14 protein-coding genes are annotated in these 16603 nt (G+C 71.0%); 5 read left to right on the forward strand and 9 right to left on the reverse strand.

Annotated features, from left to right (window positions below; genetic code table 11):
- Nucleotides 1-3: 3 nt before the first annotated feature.
- The gene (locus ACIOD1_RS24885; protein ID WP_401904691.1) at nt 4-1338 is read left to right on the forward strand and encodes an LCP family protein; all 1335 of its coding nucleotides are present in this window, start codon (nt 4-6) and stop codon (nt 1336-1338) included.
- A gap of 151 nt (nt 1339-1489) precedes the next feature.
- Nucleotides 1490-2662 carry an acyltransferase family protein gene (locus ACIOD1_RS24890; protein WP_401904693.1) on the forward strand — a complete coding sequence of 391 codons (1173 nt, stop codon included), beginning with the start codon at nt 1490-1492 and terminating at the stop codon, nt 2660-2662.
- Nucleotides 2663-2737: 75 nt separating this feature from the next.
- Here ACIOD1_RS24890 and ACIOD1_RS24895 read toward each other — a convergent pair whose 3' ends face one another.
- The 3 genes from ACIOD1_RS24895 to ACIOD1_RS24905 all read right to left on the reverse strand — a co-directional run bounded on the left by ACIOD1_RS24895 (nt 2738) and on the right by ACIOD1_RS24905 (nt 6298).
- The gene (locus ACIOD1_RS24895; protein WP_365621248.1) at nt 2738-3454 is read right to left on the reverse strand and encodes a polyprenol monophosphomannose synthase; all 717 of its coding nucleotides are present in this window, start codon (nt 3452-3454) and stop codon (nt 2738-2740) included.
- Between the two features lie 120 nt (nt 3455-3574).
- Nucleotides 3575-4657: a sugar phosphate nucleotidyltransferase gene (locus tag ACIOD1_RS24900; protein WP_401904696.1), complete on the reverse strand. Its 1083-nt coding sequence runs from the start codon at nt 4655-4657 to the stop codon at nt 3575-3577.
- 468 nt (nt 4658-5125) lie between these two features.
- On the reverse strand, nt 5126-6298 hold the full coding sequence (locus ACIOD1_RS24905) for an acyl-CoA dehydrogenase family protein (protein WP_365620816.1): 1173 nt from the start codon (nt 6296-6298) through the stop codon (nt 5126-5128).
- 184 nt (nt 6299-6482) lie between these two features.
- Between ACIOD1_RS24905 and ACIOD1_RS24910 the strand changes: the two genes are divergently transcribed.
- Nucleotides 6483-7826 carry a UDP-glucose dehydrogenase family protein gene (locus tag ACIOD1_RS24910; RefSeq protein WP_401904699.1) on the forward strand — a complete coding sequence of 448 codons (1344 nt, stop codon included), beginning with the start codon at nt 6483-6485 and terminating at the stop codon, nt 7824-7826.
- Between the two features lie 235 nt (nt 7827-8061).
- The gene (locus tag ACIOD1_RS24915; protein WP_401904702.1) at nt 8062-9285 is read left to right on the forward strand and encodes a glycosyltransferase 87 family protein; all 1224 of its coding nucleotides are present in this window, start codon (nt 8062-8064) and stop codon (nt 9283-9285) included.
- On the opposite strand, the gene ACIOD1_RS24920 is transcribed toward ACIOD1_RS24915, so the two are convergent.
- From ACIOD1_RS24920 to ACIOD1_RS24935, 4 genes are all read right to left on the reverse strand, one after another.
- A complete protein-coding gene (locus ACIOD1_RS24920) occupies nt 9282-10349 on the reverse strand; it encodes a membrane dipeptidase (RefSeq protein ID WP_365620825.1) in 1068 nt (355 codons plus the stop codon). The genes ACIOD1_RS24915 and ACIOD1_RS24920 overlap by 4 nt on opposite strands.
- A 157-nt stretch (nt 10350-10506) precedes the next feature.
- Entirely contained in the window at nt 10507-11685 is a 1179-nt protein-coding gene (locus tag ACIOD1_RS24925) for a dipeptidase (RefSeq protein ID WP_401904704.1), read from the reverse strand.
- Nucleotides 11682-12224, reverse strand: a complete 543-nt coding sequence (gene purE / locus ACIOD1_RS24930; protein WP_365620831.1) for a 5-(carboxyamino)imidazole ribonucleotide mutase — start codon at nt 12222-12224, stop codon at nt 11682-11684. The genes ACIOD1_RS24925 and purE overlap by 4 nt, the downstream gene beginning before the upstream one ends.
- A complete protein-coding gene (locus ACIOD1_RS24935; RefSeq protein ID WP_365621251.1) occupies nt 12221-13339 on the reverse strand; it encodes a 5-(carboxyamino)imidazole ribonucleotide synthase in 1119 nt (372 codons plus the stop codon). Before ACIOD1_RS24935 ends, purE begins: the two co-directional genes overlap by 4 nt.
- Nucleotides 13340-13568: 229 nt before the next feature.
- Between ACIOD1_RS24935 and ACIOD1_RS24940 the strand changes: the two genes are divergently transcribed.
- Complete coding sequence (locus tag ACIOD1_RS24940) at nt 13569-14132, forward strand: GtrA family protein (RefSeq protein WP_365620834.1); 564 nt, start codon at nt 13569-13571, stop codon at nt 14130-14132.
- A gap of 64 nt (nt 14133-14196) precedes the next feature.
- On the opposite strand, the gene ACIOD1_RS24945 is transcribed toward ACIOD1_RS24940, so the two are convergent.
- Together ACIOD1_RS24945 and ACIOD1_RS24950 are read right to left on the reverse strand one after the other, a co-directional pair.
- Nucleotides 14197-15465 carry an ATP-binding protein gene (locus ACIOD1_RS24945; protein WP_365620837.1) on the reverse strand — a complete coding sequence of 423 codons (1269 nt, stop codon included), beginning with the start codon at nt 15463-15465 and terminating at the stop codon, nt 14197-14199.
- A gap of 114 nt (nt 15466-15579) precedes the next feature.
- Nucleotides 15580-16257: a response regulator transcription factor gene (locus ACIOD1_RS24950; protein WP_365620840.1), complete on the reverse strand. Its 678-nt coding sequence runs from the start codon at nt 16255-16257 to the stop codon at nt 15580-15582.
- Between the last annotated feature and the right edge of the window lie 346 nt (nt 16258-16603).

Below are 16603 nucleotides of genomic sequence, written 5' to 3' on the forward strand. Positions count from 1 at the left end.
CGCATGAGTGACTGGGACGGGCGAGGCCGCCGCGATGACGGGTACGGGCGCGGCGGCGAGCAGGCGCAGCCGGAGGGACCGCAGCGGATGCGGCACGTCCAGCGGCAGCCGCAGCGGCCGACCCGGCCCCCGGTGCCCCCGCAGGCCCCGCCGCCGGGCGCCCGTCCGGGGTACGGGGTCCCGCAGCAGGGTCAGGGCGGCGGTCAGGGCGGCGACCCCGGCAACAGCTACGACAGCGGCTACAACACCGGGCAGGTCTACGGCCGGCCCGCGGGCCCCGGCGGACCGGGCGGACGACCGCCGGGCGGTCCCGCAGGCCCCGGCGGGCCCGGCGGACCGGCGCGGCCGGTCGGTCCGGCTCCGGACTGGCGCAAGCGGATCAAGGTCGGCTCGATCGTCCTGGTCTCCGTGCTGCTCGTCACCGGGATCGGCACCTACGTCTGGGCGGACTCCAAGGTCCGCCGCGAGGTGGACCTCTCCAAGGTCGTCGAGCGCCCCAAGGAGGGCGACTGCACCACGTACCTGATCGTGGGCTCCGACAGCCGCGAGGGGATGTCGGACGAGGAGAAGGAGAAGCTCCACACGGGCTCGGCCGAGGGCAAGCGGACCGACTCGATGATGATCCTGGCGAAGTGCTCCAGCGGTAACACGATGGTCTCGCTGCCCCGTGACTCGGACGTGGAGATCCCCTCCTTCGTCGGCTCCCAGTCGGGCAAGAAGTTCCCCGCCCAGGGCCGGCGGGTCAAGCTCAACGCGGCGTACGCGGAGGACGGCCCCGAGCTGCTCGTGCGCACGGTGGAGTTCAACACCGGCCTGCGCATCGACCACTACGCCGAGATCGGTTTCGCCGGGTTCGCGAACATCGTGGACGCGTTGGGCGGTGTGGAGCTGGACATCGAACAGGGCTTCAAGGACGAGAAGTCGGGCGCCGACTTCAAGGCCGGCAAGCAGACGCTGAACGGCGAGCAGTCGCTGGCCTTCGTCCGCACCCGGTACGCCTTCGCCGAGTCGGACCTCCAGCGGACGAAGAACCAGCAGAAGTTCCTGTCGTCGCTGGCCTCCCAGGCGGCCACGCCGGGCACGGTCCTCAACCCCTTCTCCCTGTACCCGATGATGGGCGCGGGTCTGGACACCCTGATCGTGGACAAGGACATGGGCCTGTGGGACATGGGGCAGATGTTCTTCGCGATGAAGGGCGTCAACAGCGGTGACGGCGTGTCCCTGAACATGCCGATCTCCGGACAGAGGGGCGGAAACCTGGTCTGGGACAAGGCCAAGGTGCAGCAGCTCGTCAAGGAGATCCAGAACGACGAGAAGGTGACCGTCCGCGGTCAGTGACGTAGGGCACGCTCAATCGGGCTTCCTGGACAGCCCGGTGGATTCTCGAAAGACTGTCGCGGCCCATGCGCCGGGGCCCCCGAACGGGTCCGAGCCCCGGCGCGGCCGTCGAAGAATTCGGGCACGCGTCCGTTCTGCCCGTGGAGCCTTCATGTCCCTGCAGCCGTTCCCCCGTCTCACCGGTGACCGGTGGGTCGGTGACACCCCTCCGGCCGTGGCCCCCGGCCTGCCGGAGCAGTCCCGACCGCACCCGGGGAGCGCCGTCAGACCGCGGTTGCGCGTGCTCGACGGGCTGCGGATCCTCGCGGCGGTCCTGGTGCTCGTGCACCACTACACCCGTCGCGAGTTGTGGGGCGGCGATGCCTTCGGCTGGCTGACGATGGTGGGCCGCTACAGCTGGATGGGCGTCGAGCTGTTCTTCATGATCAGCGGCTTCGTGATCTGCATGTCGGCCTGGGGGCGCCCGTTGGGCGGCTACCTGCGCAGCCGGATCATCCGGCTGGCGCCCGCGTACTGGTTCTGCGTCCTGGTGACCATGGGCGTCCTGTTGGCGACGGGCAAGCCGTTCGGGGGCCACGGACCCGGGCTGAGCCAGATACTCACCAACCTGACGATGGTGCAGACCCCGCTGGGCAGCCAGCCTTTGGACCCCTCGTACTGGACCCTGTGGTCCGAGGTGCGGTTCTACCTGATCTTCGCCGTGGTCGCCTGGAGCGGGCTGACGTACCGCAAGGTCATGAACTTCTGCTGGATCTGGACCGTGGCCTCGCTGTTGGCCCCCGGGTCCGGACTGCCCGTGCTCGACGTGCTCGCGAACCCGGACTACTCGCCCCTGTTCATCTCCGGCGTCTGCTTCTACCTGATCCGCCGCGAGGGTCCGCGCGTGGGCGAGACGTGGGCGCTGCTCGCCTTCTCCTGGCTGCTGATGCAGCGCTGGCTGAACGACATCGTCCAGTGGAACACCGTCAAGGGCGACCGACTGTCCTGGGAGATGTGCCTGGCCGTCATCACCCTTTGCTACGTGGTCATGGCCGCCGTCGCCCTGGGGTGGCTGGACCGGATCGACTGGCGTTGGCTGTCGACCGCGGGGGCCGTGTCGTACCCGCTGTACCTGTTGCACCAGCAGATCGGAGTGACGCTCCTGCGGGAGTGGCACGACGACGTGGAGCCGTGGACGCTGCTGACCGCGTCGATCGTCGTGATGCTGCTGGCCGCGTGGCTGATCCAGCGGTTCGTGGAACGGCCCCTGGCGGGGCGGCTCAAGCGCTTCCTGGAGCGGCGGCCCGCCGCCCCCCGGGGCGAGGCCGCGCGGGAGCCCGCGTAGGGCTCCTCGCCCGGACGGACGACGAGAGGGGCACCCCCGGGCGGGGGTGCCCCTCTCGCGTGTGCGTCGTGACGCCTACTTGCCGGCGCGGGCGCGGAGCTTCCACGGCATGGCGATGGATTCCAGCTGGACGGCCAGGTTCATCTTGGACTCGCCGACGGTGCGGTCCTCGAAGTGGATCGGGACCTCCATCACCTGGAAGTCGCGGCGCAGGGCCTTGAACTTCATCTCCACCTGGAAGCTGTAGCCGGCGCTGCCGATCGACGCCAGGTCGATCGCCTTCAGCGCGTCGGCGCTCCACAGGTTGAAGCCGCCCGTGATGTCGCGCACGCGGGTGCCCAGGATGGTGCTCGCGTAGGCGTTGGCCCAGCGGGAGAGCAGCTTGCGGTGCGCGCCCCAGGCGTCGGAGAGGGTGCCGCCGGGCACGTAGCGGGAGCCGACGACCAGTCCGGCGCCGGTGGAGCGGGCGACGCCCAGCATCTCGGCGACCTTGCCGGCCGGGTGGGAGCCGTCCGCGTCCATCTGGAGCACGTACTCGGCGCCGTCCTCGACGGCCTTGGCCATGCCGGCCGCGTAGGCGCGGCCGAGGCCGTCCTTGGCGGTGCGGTGCAGGACCGACATGCGCGGCTTGCCCTCGTCGGTGAGGAAGCCCTCCGCGAGTTCGTCGGCGATCTTGCCGGTGCCGTCGGGCGAGGAGTCGTCGACGACCAGCAGGCGCAGGCCCGGCTGGTCGAGACCCATCAGCAGCTCCACCATGCCCGGCAGGTTGCCCGCCTCGTTGTACGTGGGCATGACCACGGTGAGCGGGGTCTGGGCCCACGACTCGGGGAGCTTCGTGGTCGCGACGTCGGTCGTACGGGGAGTCTGCTGCTCGCCTATCACAGGTTGCGCCTCACTGGAGTTGGTCACGGATCAGCGGTCGGAGGAGAAGCGGACGGCAGCGTCGGGCAGCTCTGCCTCGCACCACACCCGTACCCCCGCGCGAAGTTCGTTGTCGGCCCCGACGACGGCACCGTCGCCGATGACCGCGCCGTTCACCACCGTGCGCGAGCCCACCGAGGCTCCCGCGCCGATGAGGCTGGCGCTCACCACGGAGTCCGCTCCGAGGACCGCGCCGGCCAGCACGATGGAACCCTGGACGATCGCGCCGGCCTCGATGCGGGCGCCGGCGCCGACCACGGTACCGCCGGAGAGCTTGGCGCCCTCCGCCACCTGGGCGCCGGGCAGGACGAGGGACTCACCGCGCGGGCCGGGGACGGCCGGGGAGGCGACGATGCCGCGCACGAGGTCGGCGGAGGCCTGGACGAAGGACTCGGGCTTGCCGAGGTCCAGCCAGTAGGTGTCCTCGGTGACCCCGTGCAGCTTGGCACCGGACTCCAGGAGGCCGGGGAAGGTCTCGCGCTCGACGGACACCGAACGGCCGGCCGGGATGCTGTCGATGACGCTGCGTCGGAAGACGTAGCAGCCGGCGTTGATCTGGTCGGTGATGATCTCCTCGGGGGTCTGCGGCTTCTCGGTGAAGGCCAGCACCCGCCCCTCGGAGTCGGTGGGGACCAGGCCGAAGGCGCGCGGGTCTTCGACCCGCACCAGGTGCAGGGAGACGTCCGCGTCGGCAGCCTGGTGGGACTCGACCAGGCCGGCGATGTCCAGGCCGGTCAGGATGTCGCCGTTGAAGACGAGTACGGGGGAGTCCGGGCCGCCGGTCAGGCGCTCGGCCGCGTTGCGGATGGCGCCGCCGGTGCCGAGGGGCTCGTCCTCGACCACGTATTCGAGGGTGATGCCGAAGTCGGAACCGTCACCGAAGTAGGGCTCGAAGACCTCGGCGAGGTAGCAGGTGGCCATCACGATGTGGGTGACACCGGCGGCGGCGGCCCTGGCTATCTGGTGGGCGAGGAACGGGACACCGGCCGCGGGAACCATCGGCTTGGGGGTGTTCACCGTCACGGGGCGCAGTCGCGTCCCCTGCCCGCCAACCAGCAGGATCGCTTCCGTCATTGTTTTCTCCCCAACCGGTTCGGGCGTACGAAGGTTCAAATTTAGCCCATCCGTGGACGTGCGAAGCCCCGAGGAGGCCCACCGGGGCCGCCCCCGGCCACGTTCCGGTTACGAGTGGGCGGCCCTGTGGAGACGGGCGGATTGCGACACATCGGACCGGAACCCGCCCGAACACCCCTATAGAGGGGACACCGTGGGAAAGTACGCCTGACCTGCGCGACGTCGTTCCTGGTCAGAGCCTTGCGGTCGTTTTCGCCGCGACCTGCGCGGCGCGGACCGGCGCGCAGGGCGCCCGCGCCGACCCCGTCCCACGAGGGTGCGTCACGGACCGCGGTTGACGGCCGTACGCCCCCAACCTGTCGGCAACCCGTTACGAACGGGAGAGCCCCGGCCGGTCGGCCGGGGCTCCCTCGGGTCACTCTCCGCGATGTTCGACAGGGTTACGGCAGGTTCCCCGTCCGACAGCGCCTACGGCAGGTTCCTCGCCATGACGATGCGCTGGACCTGGTTCGTGCCCTCGTAGATCTGCGTGATCTTCGCGTCGCGCATCATGCGCTCGACCGGGTAGTCGCGGGTGTAGCCGTAGCCGCCGAGGAGTTGGACGGCGTCGGTGGTGACCTCCATCGCGACGTCGGAGGCGAAGCACTTGGCCGCCGCGCCGAAGAAGGTGAGGTCCTCGTGCGGGCCGCCGCCGGAGACGCGCTCCGAACGGGCCGCCGCCGAGTAGGTCAGCTGGCGGGCGGCCTCGATCTTCATGGCCATGTCCGCGAGCATGAACTGCACGCCCTGGAAGTCGCCGATCGGCTTGCCGAACTGCTTGCGCTCCTGGACGTAGCCCTTGGCGTAGTCGAGGGCGCCCTGGGCGATGCCGAGGGCCTGGGCCGCGATCGTGATGCGGGTGTGGTCGAGGGTCTTCATCGCCGTGGCGAATCCGGTTCCCTCGGCCCCGATCATGCGGTCGGCCGGGATGCGCACGTTGTCGAGGTAGACCTCGCGCGTCGGGGAGCCCTTGATGCCGAGCTTCTTCTCCGGGGCGCCGAAGGAGACGCCCTCGTCGGACTTCTCCACGACGAAGGCCGAGATGCCCTTCGAGCGCTTCTCCGGGTCCGTGACGGCCATGACCGTGTAGTAGTCGGAGACGCCGGCGTTGGTGATCCAGCGCTTGACGCCGTTGAGGACCCAGAAGTCCCCGTCGCGCACGGCGCGGGTCTTCATACCCGCCGCGTCCGAGCCGGCGTCCGGCTCGGAGAGGGCGTACGAGAACATCGCGTCGCCCTTGGCCAGCGGGCCGAGGTACTTGGCCTTCAGCTCCTCGGACCCGGAGAGGATCACCGGGAGCGAGCCGAGCTTGTTCACGGCCGGGATGAGGGAGGAGGAGGCGCAGACGCGGGCCACCTCCTCGATCACGATGACGGTGGCGAGCGCGTCGGCGCCGGCGCCGCCGTAGGTCTCGGGCACGTGCACGGCGTGCAGGTCGCTGGCGACCAGGGCGTCGAGGGCCTCCTGCGGGAAGCGGGACTCCTCGTCCACCGCGGCGGCGAACGGCAGGATCTTCGCCTCGGCGAGCGAGCGGACGGACTCGCGGAGCATGTCGTGCTCCTCGGCCGGGCGGTACAGGTCGAAGTCGGCAGAACCCGCCAAGACTCTCACTCCCCAAGTGTGATGCGTGATGCTAACTACCGTTAAGTAACCCAAATCTTAGTGTCCGGCCCCGGTGCAGCGATATGTACCGCGCACGTGAGCTGCGTGACAGCGGAGAACGTCCCCCGCCCGGAGCCCGACTATGCTCGGTGGCCGCAAACGGCCCCGCACCTCTGGAGCACTCATGGCCCCCCTCAAGATGACTGTGATCGGCACCGGCTACCTCGGCGCCACGCACGCCGCCGCGATGGCCGAGCTGGGCTTCGAGGTGCTGGGACTGGACGTGGTCCCGGAGAAGATCGAGATGCTGGCGGCGGGCCGCGTCCCCATGTACGAACCCGGGCTGGAGGAGCTGCTCGCCGCGCACGTGGCCGGACTGCCGGGCTCCACCGGGCGGCTGCGCTTCACCACCTCCTGGGAGGAGGTCGGGGAGTTCGGTGACGTCCACTTCGTCTGCGTGAACACCCCGCAGAAGCACGGGGAGTACGCCTGTGACATGAGTTACGTGGACTCCGCGATGGAGTCCCTGGCGCCGTACCTGACCCGGCCCGTGCTCGTGGTCGGCAAGTCCACCGTCCCCGTCGGCTCGGCGGACCGGCTCGCGGCGAAGCTCGCCGAACTGGCGCCGGCGGGCGAGGACGTGGAGCTGGCCTGGAACCCGGAGTTCCTGCGCGAGGGCTTCGCCGTCCAGGACACCCTGCACCCGGACCGGATCGTCATCGGCGTCCGGGGCGAGCGGGCGGAGACGGTGCTCCGGGAGGTCTACGAGACGCCCATGTCCGAGGGCAGCCCCCTCGTCGTCACCGACTTCCCCACCGCCGAGCTGGTCAAGACGGCGGCGAACTCCTTCCTCGCCACCAAGATCTCCTTCATCAACGCGATGGCCGAGGTCTGCGAGGCGGCCGGCGGGGACGTGGCCAAGCTCGCGGAGGCCATCGGGCACGACGACCGGATCGGGAAGAAGTTCCTGCGCGCCGGCATCGGCTTCGGCGGCGGCTGCCTGCCCAAGGACATCCGCGCCTTCATGGCCCGCGCCGGCGAGCTGGGCGCCGACCAGGCCCTGACCTTCCTGCGGGAGGTCGACTCCATCAACATGCGCCGCCGCGGCCACATGGTGGAGCTGGCCCGCGAGGCGGTCGGCGGTTCCTTCCTCGGCAAGCGGGTCGCCGTGCTCGGAGCCACCTTCAAGCCCGACTCGGACGACGTCCGCGACTCCCCCGCGCTCAACGTCGCCGGGCAGATCCACCTCCAGGGCGGCCAGGTCACCGTCTACGACCCCAAGGGCATGGACAACGCCCGCCGCGTCTTCCCCACCCTCGGCTACGCCGACTCCGCGCTCGCCGCGGCCCGCGGCGCCGAGGTGGTGCTCCACCTCACCGAATGGCGCGAGTTCCGCGACCTCGACCCGGCCGTGCTGGGCGAGGTGGTGACGGACCGCCTGCTCCTGGACGGCCGCAACGCCCTGGACCCGGAGGTCTGGCGGGCGGCCGGCTGGACGTACCGGGCGATGGGGCGACCGCACGCGTAATTCGGCGGTCGCGTAACGATCTCGGCGGCCGCGCGGGGCCGGATCGGGGGGCGTCGGCGCTGGTCAGAACACGGCTACCTACCCAGATTTGACGGGTTGCAGTCAAAGGGACGCAATAAATCACTAGGTAGACTTCGGGCCGATGACCACGACCAGCAGCCCTCCGACCAACCCCACCGCATCTGCGACGGCGGCGCCCGCCACGCGTGACCGGCGGGGACCCTTCGAAGCAGCCATGCGAGGACGCGGGGCCCTGTGGGGCATCGCGGGCTTCTGGCTGGCCTCCCGGGCCGCGATGCTCTGGATGCTCGTCAACGACTTCTACAGCTCGAACGTCGTCCGAGTAGAGATCACCGCGACCTACCACAACTGGTACAACATCCTCGTCACGTGGACGATGCCGCACAACGACATCATGTGGCAGTACCCCCCGGCCGCCGCGGCGATCTTCCTCTCGCCCGACCTGCTGCCCTTCCTCACCTACTTCCAGGCCTTCGTCGCCCTCACCGTCCTGTGCGACGCGGCGATCCTCGGCGGCCTGATGCGGGCGGCCCGTCGCAGCGACGGCAGCATGGGCGGAGCCGTCCTGTGGCTCATCTCCCTGCCGATGCTGATGGGCACCCCGTTCGCCCGCTACGACGTCCAGGTCACCCTGCTCGCCGTGTTCTCCCTGCTCTTCCTGCGCTTCCGGCCGCGCCTCGGCGGGGTCGTCGCCGGCATCGGCGCCATGGTCAAGGTGTGGCCGCTGCTCGCGCTGCTCGGCACCCCGCGCGGCAAGTCCACCCGGGACGCGGTCATCGCGGCCGCGCTCTCGTGCGTGGCGCTGCTCGCCGTCTTCGCCGCACTCTTCCGCGACACCCTCGGCTTCCTGGGCAACCAGGGCGACCGCGGGGTGCAGGTCGAGTCGCTCGGCGGTTCCGCGCTGATGGCGGCCCGACTCTTCGACATCTGGCCCGGCAAGATCAACTTCCAGTACGGGGCCTTCGAGTACGTCGGCCCGTACGTGTCCAGCATCGCGCGGGCCTCGCTCGGGCTCACCGTGATCGGCTTCCTGCTGCTCCTGCTGTGGCGGATCAGGGCCAACCGCTGGTCCACCGCGACGCCGTTCGACGCCGCGCTGTGCGCCATCATGCTGTTCACGGTGACCAGCCGGGTGATCAGCCCGCAGTACATGATCTGGCTGCTCGGCCTGTCCGCCGTCTGCCTGACCTCGCGTCACACCACCCAGCGGCCGATCGCCTGGCTGATGGTGGTCGCCACCGCTCTGACCACGTTGATCTTCCCGGTCTGGTACGGCTCGGACATCCTCACCACCAGCCCGCTCGGCACCTTCCTGCTGTGCGCGCGCAACGGCATCCTGCTCTACGCCACGGTGTGGTCCGGGGTCCGGCTGTGGAAGGCCACCGTCCGCCCGAAGCACGAACTGGCGGGCACGGCGCAGGGCGCGGACACGCTCTAGGGCGTCCTGCGGTGCTGTGCGGCGCGGGCGGTGAACTCCGCGTCGCGCAGCACCCTCTGGGCGTTGCCCCAGGTGAGCAGGGCCAGGTCGGACTCCGACCAGCCCCGTTCGAGTAGTTCCGCGATCAGCTTGGGGTAGCCCGAGGGGTCGGTCAGTCCGGCCGGGCGGGGGGTTCCCCGTTCCGCGCCGAAGGCGGCGCCCAGGCCGACGCCGTGCGGGCCCGCGAGGGCCCGTACGTGGTCCACGTGGTCCGCGACCGCGTGCAGGGAGTCCCCCGTGCGGGCCGTGTCGAAGGTGACCATCGCCAGGCCGTCCGCCGCGCGCAGCGCGAGCAGCACCTCGTCCGTGACGTTGCCCGGGTGGGGGTTGAGCGCCGCCGCCCCCGTGTTCGAGATGATCACCGGGGCCTTCGAGGCGCCCGCGAGGAGGCAGGCCGCCGCGGGTTCGCAGCCCGTCAGGTCGAGCAGGATCGCGAGGCGGTTGGCCTCCCGGACGACCTCGTGGCCGAAGGCCGTCAGCCCGTCCTCGGCCCAGGGGGCCCCGGCGGGCGCGAGGATCCGTACGCCGAGCGCGTGGAAGGCCCGCAGGGTGCCGAGGGAGTCGCCGAGGGTCCGTCCGGGGACGGGGCCGAGGAAGGACGCGATCCGGCCGCGGTTGCGGGCGTCGGCCATGTCGTCGGCGGTCAGGGCGAGGCAGAGCCCGTCGGGGTAGCGGCGCATCAGGGCGAGGGCGACGTCGATCTGTTCCAGGGTGTCGCGGACCACCCGGTCCTCGCCGCCCGGCTCGTGGGCGCGCCAGGAGGGGACGAGCAGGGACCAGAACTGGGCGCCCACTCCCCCGGCGCGCAGCCGCGGGATGTCGGTGTCGACGCCGATGTCCGGGGTGTCGATGTCGTGGTACGGGCTCTGGCGCAGGGTCCAGACCAGGGTGTTGCAGCCATCCGCGACGGGATGGACGGCGAGCAGCGTCGCGGCGCGGTCCAAGGCGCCGGCCACCACGGCGGGGGCGGGCACGTCAGTGGCACCGATGCCCACGGAGTGGGGTTCGTCCTGCAGGTCGGCCATGGCGTTCGCTCCGGTCTCGGCGGCAGCAGGGAGATGCTGCCACCGTGACATGTGGGGCGAGGGGGGCGCCTGGCGGATGTGGCGTTCGGGTCATGGCGGGGCTGCGGAAGGGGGTGCCACCACCGCTTTCGCGGTGGTGACACCCCCTTCGCGCCGGTCAGAGGTGGGCGTTCGACGGGCCCCGGTCCGCGGTCAGCTCGCGGGAGACCGCCTCGGCGTCGCGCAGGGCGCGCACCGCGTTGGACCACGTCAGCTTCGACAGGTCGGTCTTGGACCAGCCGCGGCCGAGGAGCTCCGCGATCAGGTTCGGGTAGCCCGCCACGTCGTCCAGGCCGGTGGGGGTGAAGGCGGTGCCGTCGAAGTCCCCGCCGATGCCGATGTGGTCGACGCCGGCGACCTCGCGCATGTGGTCCAGGTGGTCGGCGACCGTGGCGGCGGTGGCCGCCGGGCGCGGGTGCTCGGCCTCGAAGGCCTGGTGCAGGGCCATCGCCCCGGGGGTGGTGTCGAGGGCGTCGAAGCCGTGCGCGCGCAGGTTCTCGTCGGCGGCCTTGGTCCAGGCGACCGCCGCCGGGAGGACGAACTTCGGTACGAAGGTGGCCATCGCGACCCCGCCGTTGGCCGGGAGCAGGGCGAGGACGTCGTCCGGGACGTTGCGCGGGTGGTCGCACACGGCGCGGGCCGAGGAGTGCGAGAAGATCACCGGCGCCCGCGAGACGGCGAGGGCGTCGCGCATCGTCGTGTCGGCCACGTGCGAGAGGTCCACCAGCATCCCGACGCGGTTCATCTCGCGGACGACTTCGCGGCCGAAGTCCGTGAGGCCGCCGTGCCGGGCCTCGTCGGTCGCCGAGTCCGCCCAGTCGATGGTGTCGTTGTGCGTGAGCGTCATGTACCGCACGCCGAGCCGGTGCAGGGAGCGCAGGGTGGCGAGCGAGTTGTTGACGGAGTGCCCGCCCTCGGCGCCCATCAGGGAGGCGATCCGGCCCTCGGCGCGGGCGGCCTCCATGTCGTCGGCCGTCAGCGCCCGCACCAGGTCGTCCGGGTAACGGGCGATCAGCTGGTCGACGGAGTCGATCTGCTCCAGGGTGGCGCTGACCGCGTCGTCGCCGGTCAGGCGCGCGGGGACGTACACCGACCAGAACTGCGCGCCGACGCCGCCGGCGCGCAGCCGGGGGATGTCGGTGTGCAGGTACGCGGACTGGTCGACGGCGATGTCCCGCTGGTCGAGGTCGTAGCGGACCTGGAGCCGCAGGCTCCACGGGAGGTCGTTGTGCCCGTCGACGACCGGGTACTCGGCGAGGAGTTCCCGGGCCTCGGCGAGGTGGCGCCCGGCGCTCACTTGGCGAACCCGAACGTCTCGGTGCCGGCGACCTTCGTCCGTAGCCGCTTGCCCTTCTCGGTGGCCTGGTCGTTGAGTTCCTGCTGGAAATCGCGCATGCGCGTCAGCAGCTCCGGGTCGTGCGCGGCCAGCATGCGCACGGCGAGGAGGCCGGCGTTGCGCGCTCCGGCGACGGAGACGGTGGCGACGGGAACCCCCGCGGGCATCTGGACGATCGACATCAGGGAGTCCATGCCGTCGAGGTACTTCAGCGGCACCGGGACCCCGATGACGGGCAGCGGGGTGACGGAGGCCAGCATGCCGGGCAGGTGGGCGGCTCCGCCCGCGCCCGCGATGATCGCCTTGAGGCCCCGGCCGTCGGCCTGCTCGCCGTACGCGATCATCTCGCGGGGCATCCGGTGGGCGGAGACCACGTCCACCTCGTAGGGGATCTCGAACTCGTCGAGGGCCTGGGCCGCGGCCTCCATGACCGGCCAGTCGGAGTCCGAACCCATGACGATGCCGATGACGGGGCGTGCGCCCGCGGGGGAGGTGCTCATTCGGTGATCGTTCCTCTGAGGTAGCCGGCAGCGTGACGTGCGCGCTCCAACACGTCGTCCAGGTCGTCGCCGTAGGTGTTGACGTGGCCGACCTTGCGGCCGTGTTTCACGTCCTTGCCGTACATGTGGATCTTCACCTGCGGATCGTGCGCCATGCAGTGCAGGTACGCCGCGTACATGTCGGGGTAGTCCCCGCCGAGCACGTTGGCCATGACCGTCCAGCGGGCCCGGGGGCGGGGGTCGCCCAAGGGGAGGTCCAGGACCGCGCGGACGTGGTTGGCGAACTGGGAGGTGATGGCACCGTCCTGCGTCCAGTGCCCGCTGTTGTGCGGGCGCATGGCCAGTTCGTTGACGAGGATGCGGCCGTCGGTGGTCTCGAACAGCTCCACGGCCAGGTGGCCGGTCACGCCGAGTTCCTTGGCGATGCGCAGGGCCAGGGCCTGGGCCTGGCCCGCCAGCTCCTCGGAGAGGTTCGGGGCGGGGGCGATCACCGTGTCGCACACGCCGTCCACCTGGACGGACTCCACGACGGGGTAGGCCACGGCCTGTCCGTGCGGGGAGCGGACGATGTTGGCCGCGAGTTCGCGGACGTACTCGACCTTCTCCTCCGCGAGGACCGGGACGCCCGCCTTGAAGGGGGCCTCCGCGTCCTGAGGGGTGCGGACGAACCACACGCCCTTGCCGTCGTACCCGCCGCGCACCGTCTTGAGGATGACGGGGAAGCCCCCGACCTCCTCGGCGAAGGCCGCCGCGTCCGCCGGATCGGTCACGATCCGGTGGCGGGGGCTGGGCGCGCCGATCTCGTCGAGGCGGGCGCGCATCACCCCCTTGTCCGCGGCGTGCACCAACGCGTCGGGCCCCGGTCGGACGGGGATGCCGTCCGCTTCCAGGGCCCGCAGGTGCTCGATGGGTACGTGCTCGTGGTCGAAGGTGATCACGTCGCAGCCGCGCGCGAAGGCACGGAGCGTCTCCAGGTCGCGATGGTCGCCGATGACGACGTCGCTCACGACCTGGGCCGCCGAGTCCTGTGGGGTGTCACTGAGGATCTTGAATCTGATGCCGAGGGGGATGCCCGCCTCGTGGGTCATGCGGGCGAGCTGTCCGCCGCCGACCATGCCGACTACCGGGAACGTCACGCCTCCAGGGTATCCGTCGGTATTCCGCCATCCGGACGGGACCCTGGCGGGTGGCGGCGCGCCGGTCCCGCGGGCCCGTCCCGTGTGACGGTCGTGTACCGGTCCCGTGTGCCGTACGTCCCACGGGGCGGGAGGCACGGACGGAGCGCCGGGACGACAATTACCATGGGCGGGTTGACGTCATCGATTGACAGGACTGAGCCATCACATGAGCACGCCGAAAGCAGCACCGCTGTCCGAGCGCTTCCGCGGTCTGGCCAGGGAGGCAGTGAAGTTCGGCGCGGTCGGCGGGGCGGGCGTCCTGGTCAACTTCGGAGTGTTCAACCTGCTGCGCGCCACCACGGACCTGCAGACGGTGCGCGCGAACGTCATAGCCATCGTCGTGGCCATCGTCACGAACTACGTGGGGTTCCGCTACTTCACCTACCGTGACCGCGACCTGGGCAGCCGGCGCCGCGAGATGGCGCTGTTCGTCCTGTTCAGCCTGATCGGCATGGTCATCGAGAGCGGTGTCCTCTACATCGCCACGTACGGCTTCCACCTGGACAGCTCGCTCCAGAACAACGTCTTCAAGTTCGTCGGCATGGCCGTGGCGACCGTCTTCCGCTTCTGGTCCTACCGGACCTGGGTGTTCCAGGCCCTGCCCACCCCGGCGGCCCCCTCGCTGATCGTCGAGCAGCGCGAATCGCCGGACGGCGACCTGCCGGCCGCGGACGCACAGGTCGTGGACGCGCCCGCGGCTCCCCGCACCCCCGAGCCGGCCGGGAACTAGTCCCCGCCGCTCTCCCCCGCTCGCCCTGCCTTCCCCCGCTTCCCCGTCCGCTCCCCCGCTCCGCTCAGCGCACCGTCGGCTCGGGGGTCTCCGTCCGGGGCGGGGCGGTGCGGCTGAGGAACAGGGCGAACACCGGGGGCTGGGCCTGGAGCAGCTCCAGGCGGCCCCCGTCGGCCTCGGCGAGGTCCCGGGCGACGGCGAGGCCGATCCCGGTGGAGTTGCGACCGCTGATGGCCCGCTCGAAGATCCGGTTGCCGAGGTCCGGCGGAACCCCGGGGCCCTCGTCCGTGACCTCCAGGACGGCCTGGTTCCCGATGACGCGCGTGCGCAGCGCGACGGTGCCGCCGCCGTGCATGAGCGCGTTCTCCACGAGCGTGGCCAGCACCTGGGAGACCGCTCCCGGGGTGCCGACGGCCCGCATCCCCGTCTTCCCGGAGCGCACGATGGCCCGTCCGGCGCTGCGGTAGGCCGGCCGCCACTCCTCCACCTGCTGCTTGACGACCTCGTCCAGGTCGAAGGGGACCGCGGAGCCGGTGCGCGGGTCCCGTGAGTTCGTCAGCAGCCGCTCCACCACGTCCGTGAGCCGTTCCACCTGGGTCAGGGCGATGGTCGCCTCCTCCCGCACGGTCTCCAGGTCGTCGGTGACGGTGATCTCCTCCAGCCGCATCGACAGGGCCGTCAGCGGGGTCCGCAGTTGGTGGGAGGCGTCCGCGGCGAGTCTGCGCTCGGCGGTGAGCATCCGGCCGATCCGCTCGGCGCTGGAGTCCAGTACGTCCGCGACCCGGTCCAGCTCGGGGACCCCGTAGCGCTTGTGCCGGGGCCGGGGGTCGCCCGAGCCGAGGCGTTCGGCGGTCTCGGCGAGGTCGGTGAGCGGGGAGGCCAGGCGGTTGGCCTGGCGTACGGCGAGCAGCACGGCGGCGACCACGGCCAGCAGCGCGACGGCGCCGACCACCGCCAGGGTGCGGCCGACCTCCTTGGTGACCGTGGAGCGGGACTGCTCGACGACCACCGAGTCGCCCTGTTCGTTGCGGGCGGTGCCCCGGATGACGCTGCCCTCGATCCGGTCACCGACCTCCAGGACGGGCCGGCCGGGGGCGACGACACGGGCGTACGTGCCGACGTCGAGCTGCTCGGCGAGGGCGCGCTCGTCGAGCAGCTTGTGCTCCAGGGCGTCGGACTCCACTATGCCCAGCAGTCCCTGGGCCTCGGAGCTGATCCGGTCCTGGGCACTGCTGGTGATGGTGCGGGTCTCCACGATGACCAGGGAGACCCCGAACACGGCGATCACGACGAGCACCACGGCGAGCGTGGAGTTGATCAGGCGGCGGCGCATGACTAAGAGGATGCCCCACCGGGGCGGGTGGACTCGGACGGCGCCCGGTCGGCTCCGGGTCGGCGCCCGATCGGTTCGCGGTCGGCTCCCCGTCGGCGCCCGATCGGCTCCCCGTCAGCTCTTCTCGAACCGGAAGCCGACGCCCCGGACGGTGGCGATGTAGCGGGGGTTCGCCGCGTCGTCGCCGAGCTTCTTGCGCAGCCAGGAGATGTGCATGTCGAGGGTCTTGGTGGAGGACCACCAGGTGGTGTCCCAGACCTCGCGCATCAGCTGGTCGCGGGTGACGACCCGGCCGGCGTCGCGCACGAGCACGCGCAGCAGGTCGAACTCCTTGGCGGTGAGCTGGAGCTCCTCCTCCCCCATCCAGGCACGGTGCGACTCGACGTCGATGCGCACGCCGTGGGTGGCGGGGGCCTGAGCGGCCTCGTTGGCTCCGCGCCGCAGCAGGGCCCGGACTCGGGCGAGCAGCTCGGCGAGCCGGAAGGGCTTGGTCACGTAGTCGTCGGCGCCGGCGTCCAGGCCCACGACCGTGTCGACCTCGTCGGCCCGGGCGGTGAGGACCAGGATCGGGAAGCCGTGGCCCTCGGCGCGCAGGCGCCGCGCCACTTCCAGGCCGTCCATCCCGGGCAGGCCCAGGTCCAGGACGACGAGGTCGATGCCGCCCTGCAGTCCGGCCTCCAGGGCGGTGGGGCCGTCTTCCCGGACCTCGACCTCGTAGCCCTCCCGGCGCAGGGCGCGGGCCAGGGGTTCCGAGATGGATGCGTCGTCCTCGGCGAGCAGTACACGCGTCATGTGGGTGATGGTAGTCCGCAGCGGCTCAAAGACGGTGCCCGCTTCCATACCCCTCTCGAACTGGGTTTATGGAGGACCCGGAGCCTTCGAATATGGTCAAACGGTTCCCTGGGTGCCTGTGATCCATCTCTCAAGTCCTTCCTTATCCGACAGTGTCGTGTCGTATGGTGGCGAGACGCCTGATGCACTACCCAGGGGACCTTTGCGCCGAAAAGCGAGCTGAGGTCCTCGAATTCTGCTCTGGTCGGTTTCGTCCGACCCAGATGACAGTGAATGACCTGTGGGCCGGGCCCTGCGCGCGATGGTGCGCTCGGGGCGTGGATCCCGGTGAACGCCGTCCCTTCGC

Origin of the sequence: Streptomyces sp. NPDC088097 (assembly GCF_044741845.1) — a bacterium.
In the GTDB taxonomy this organism is placed as follows: domain Bacteria; phylum Actinomycetota; class Actinomycetes; order Streptomycetales; family Streptomycetaceae; genus Streptomyces.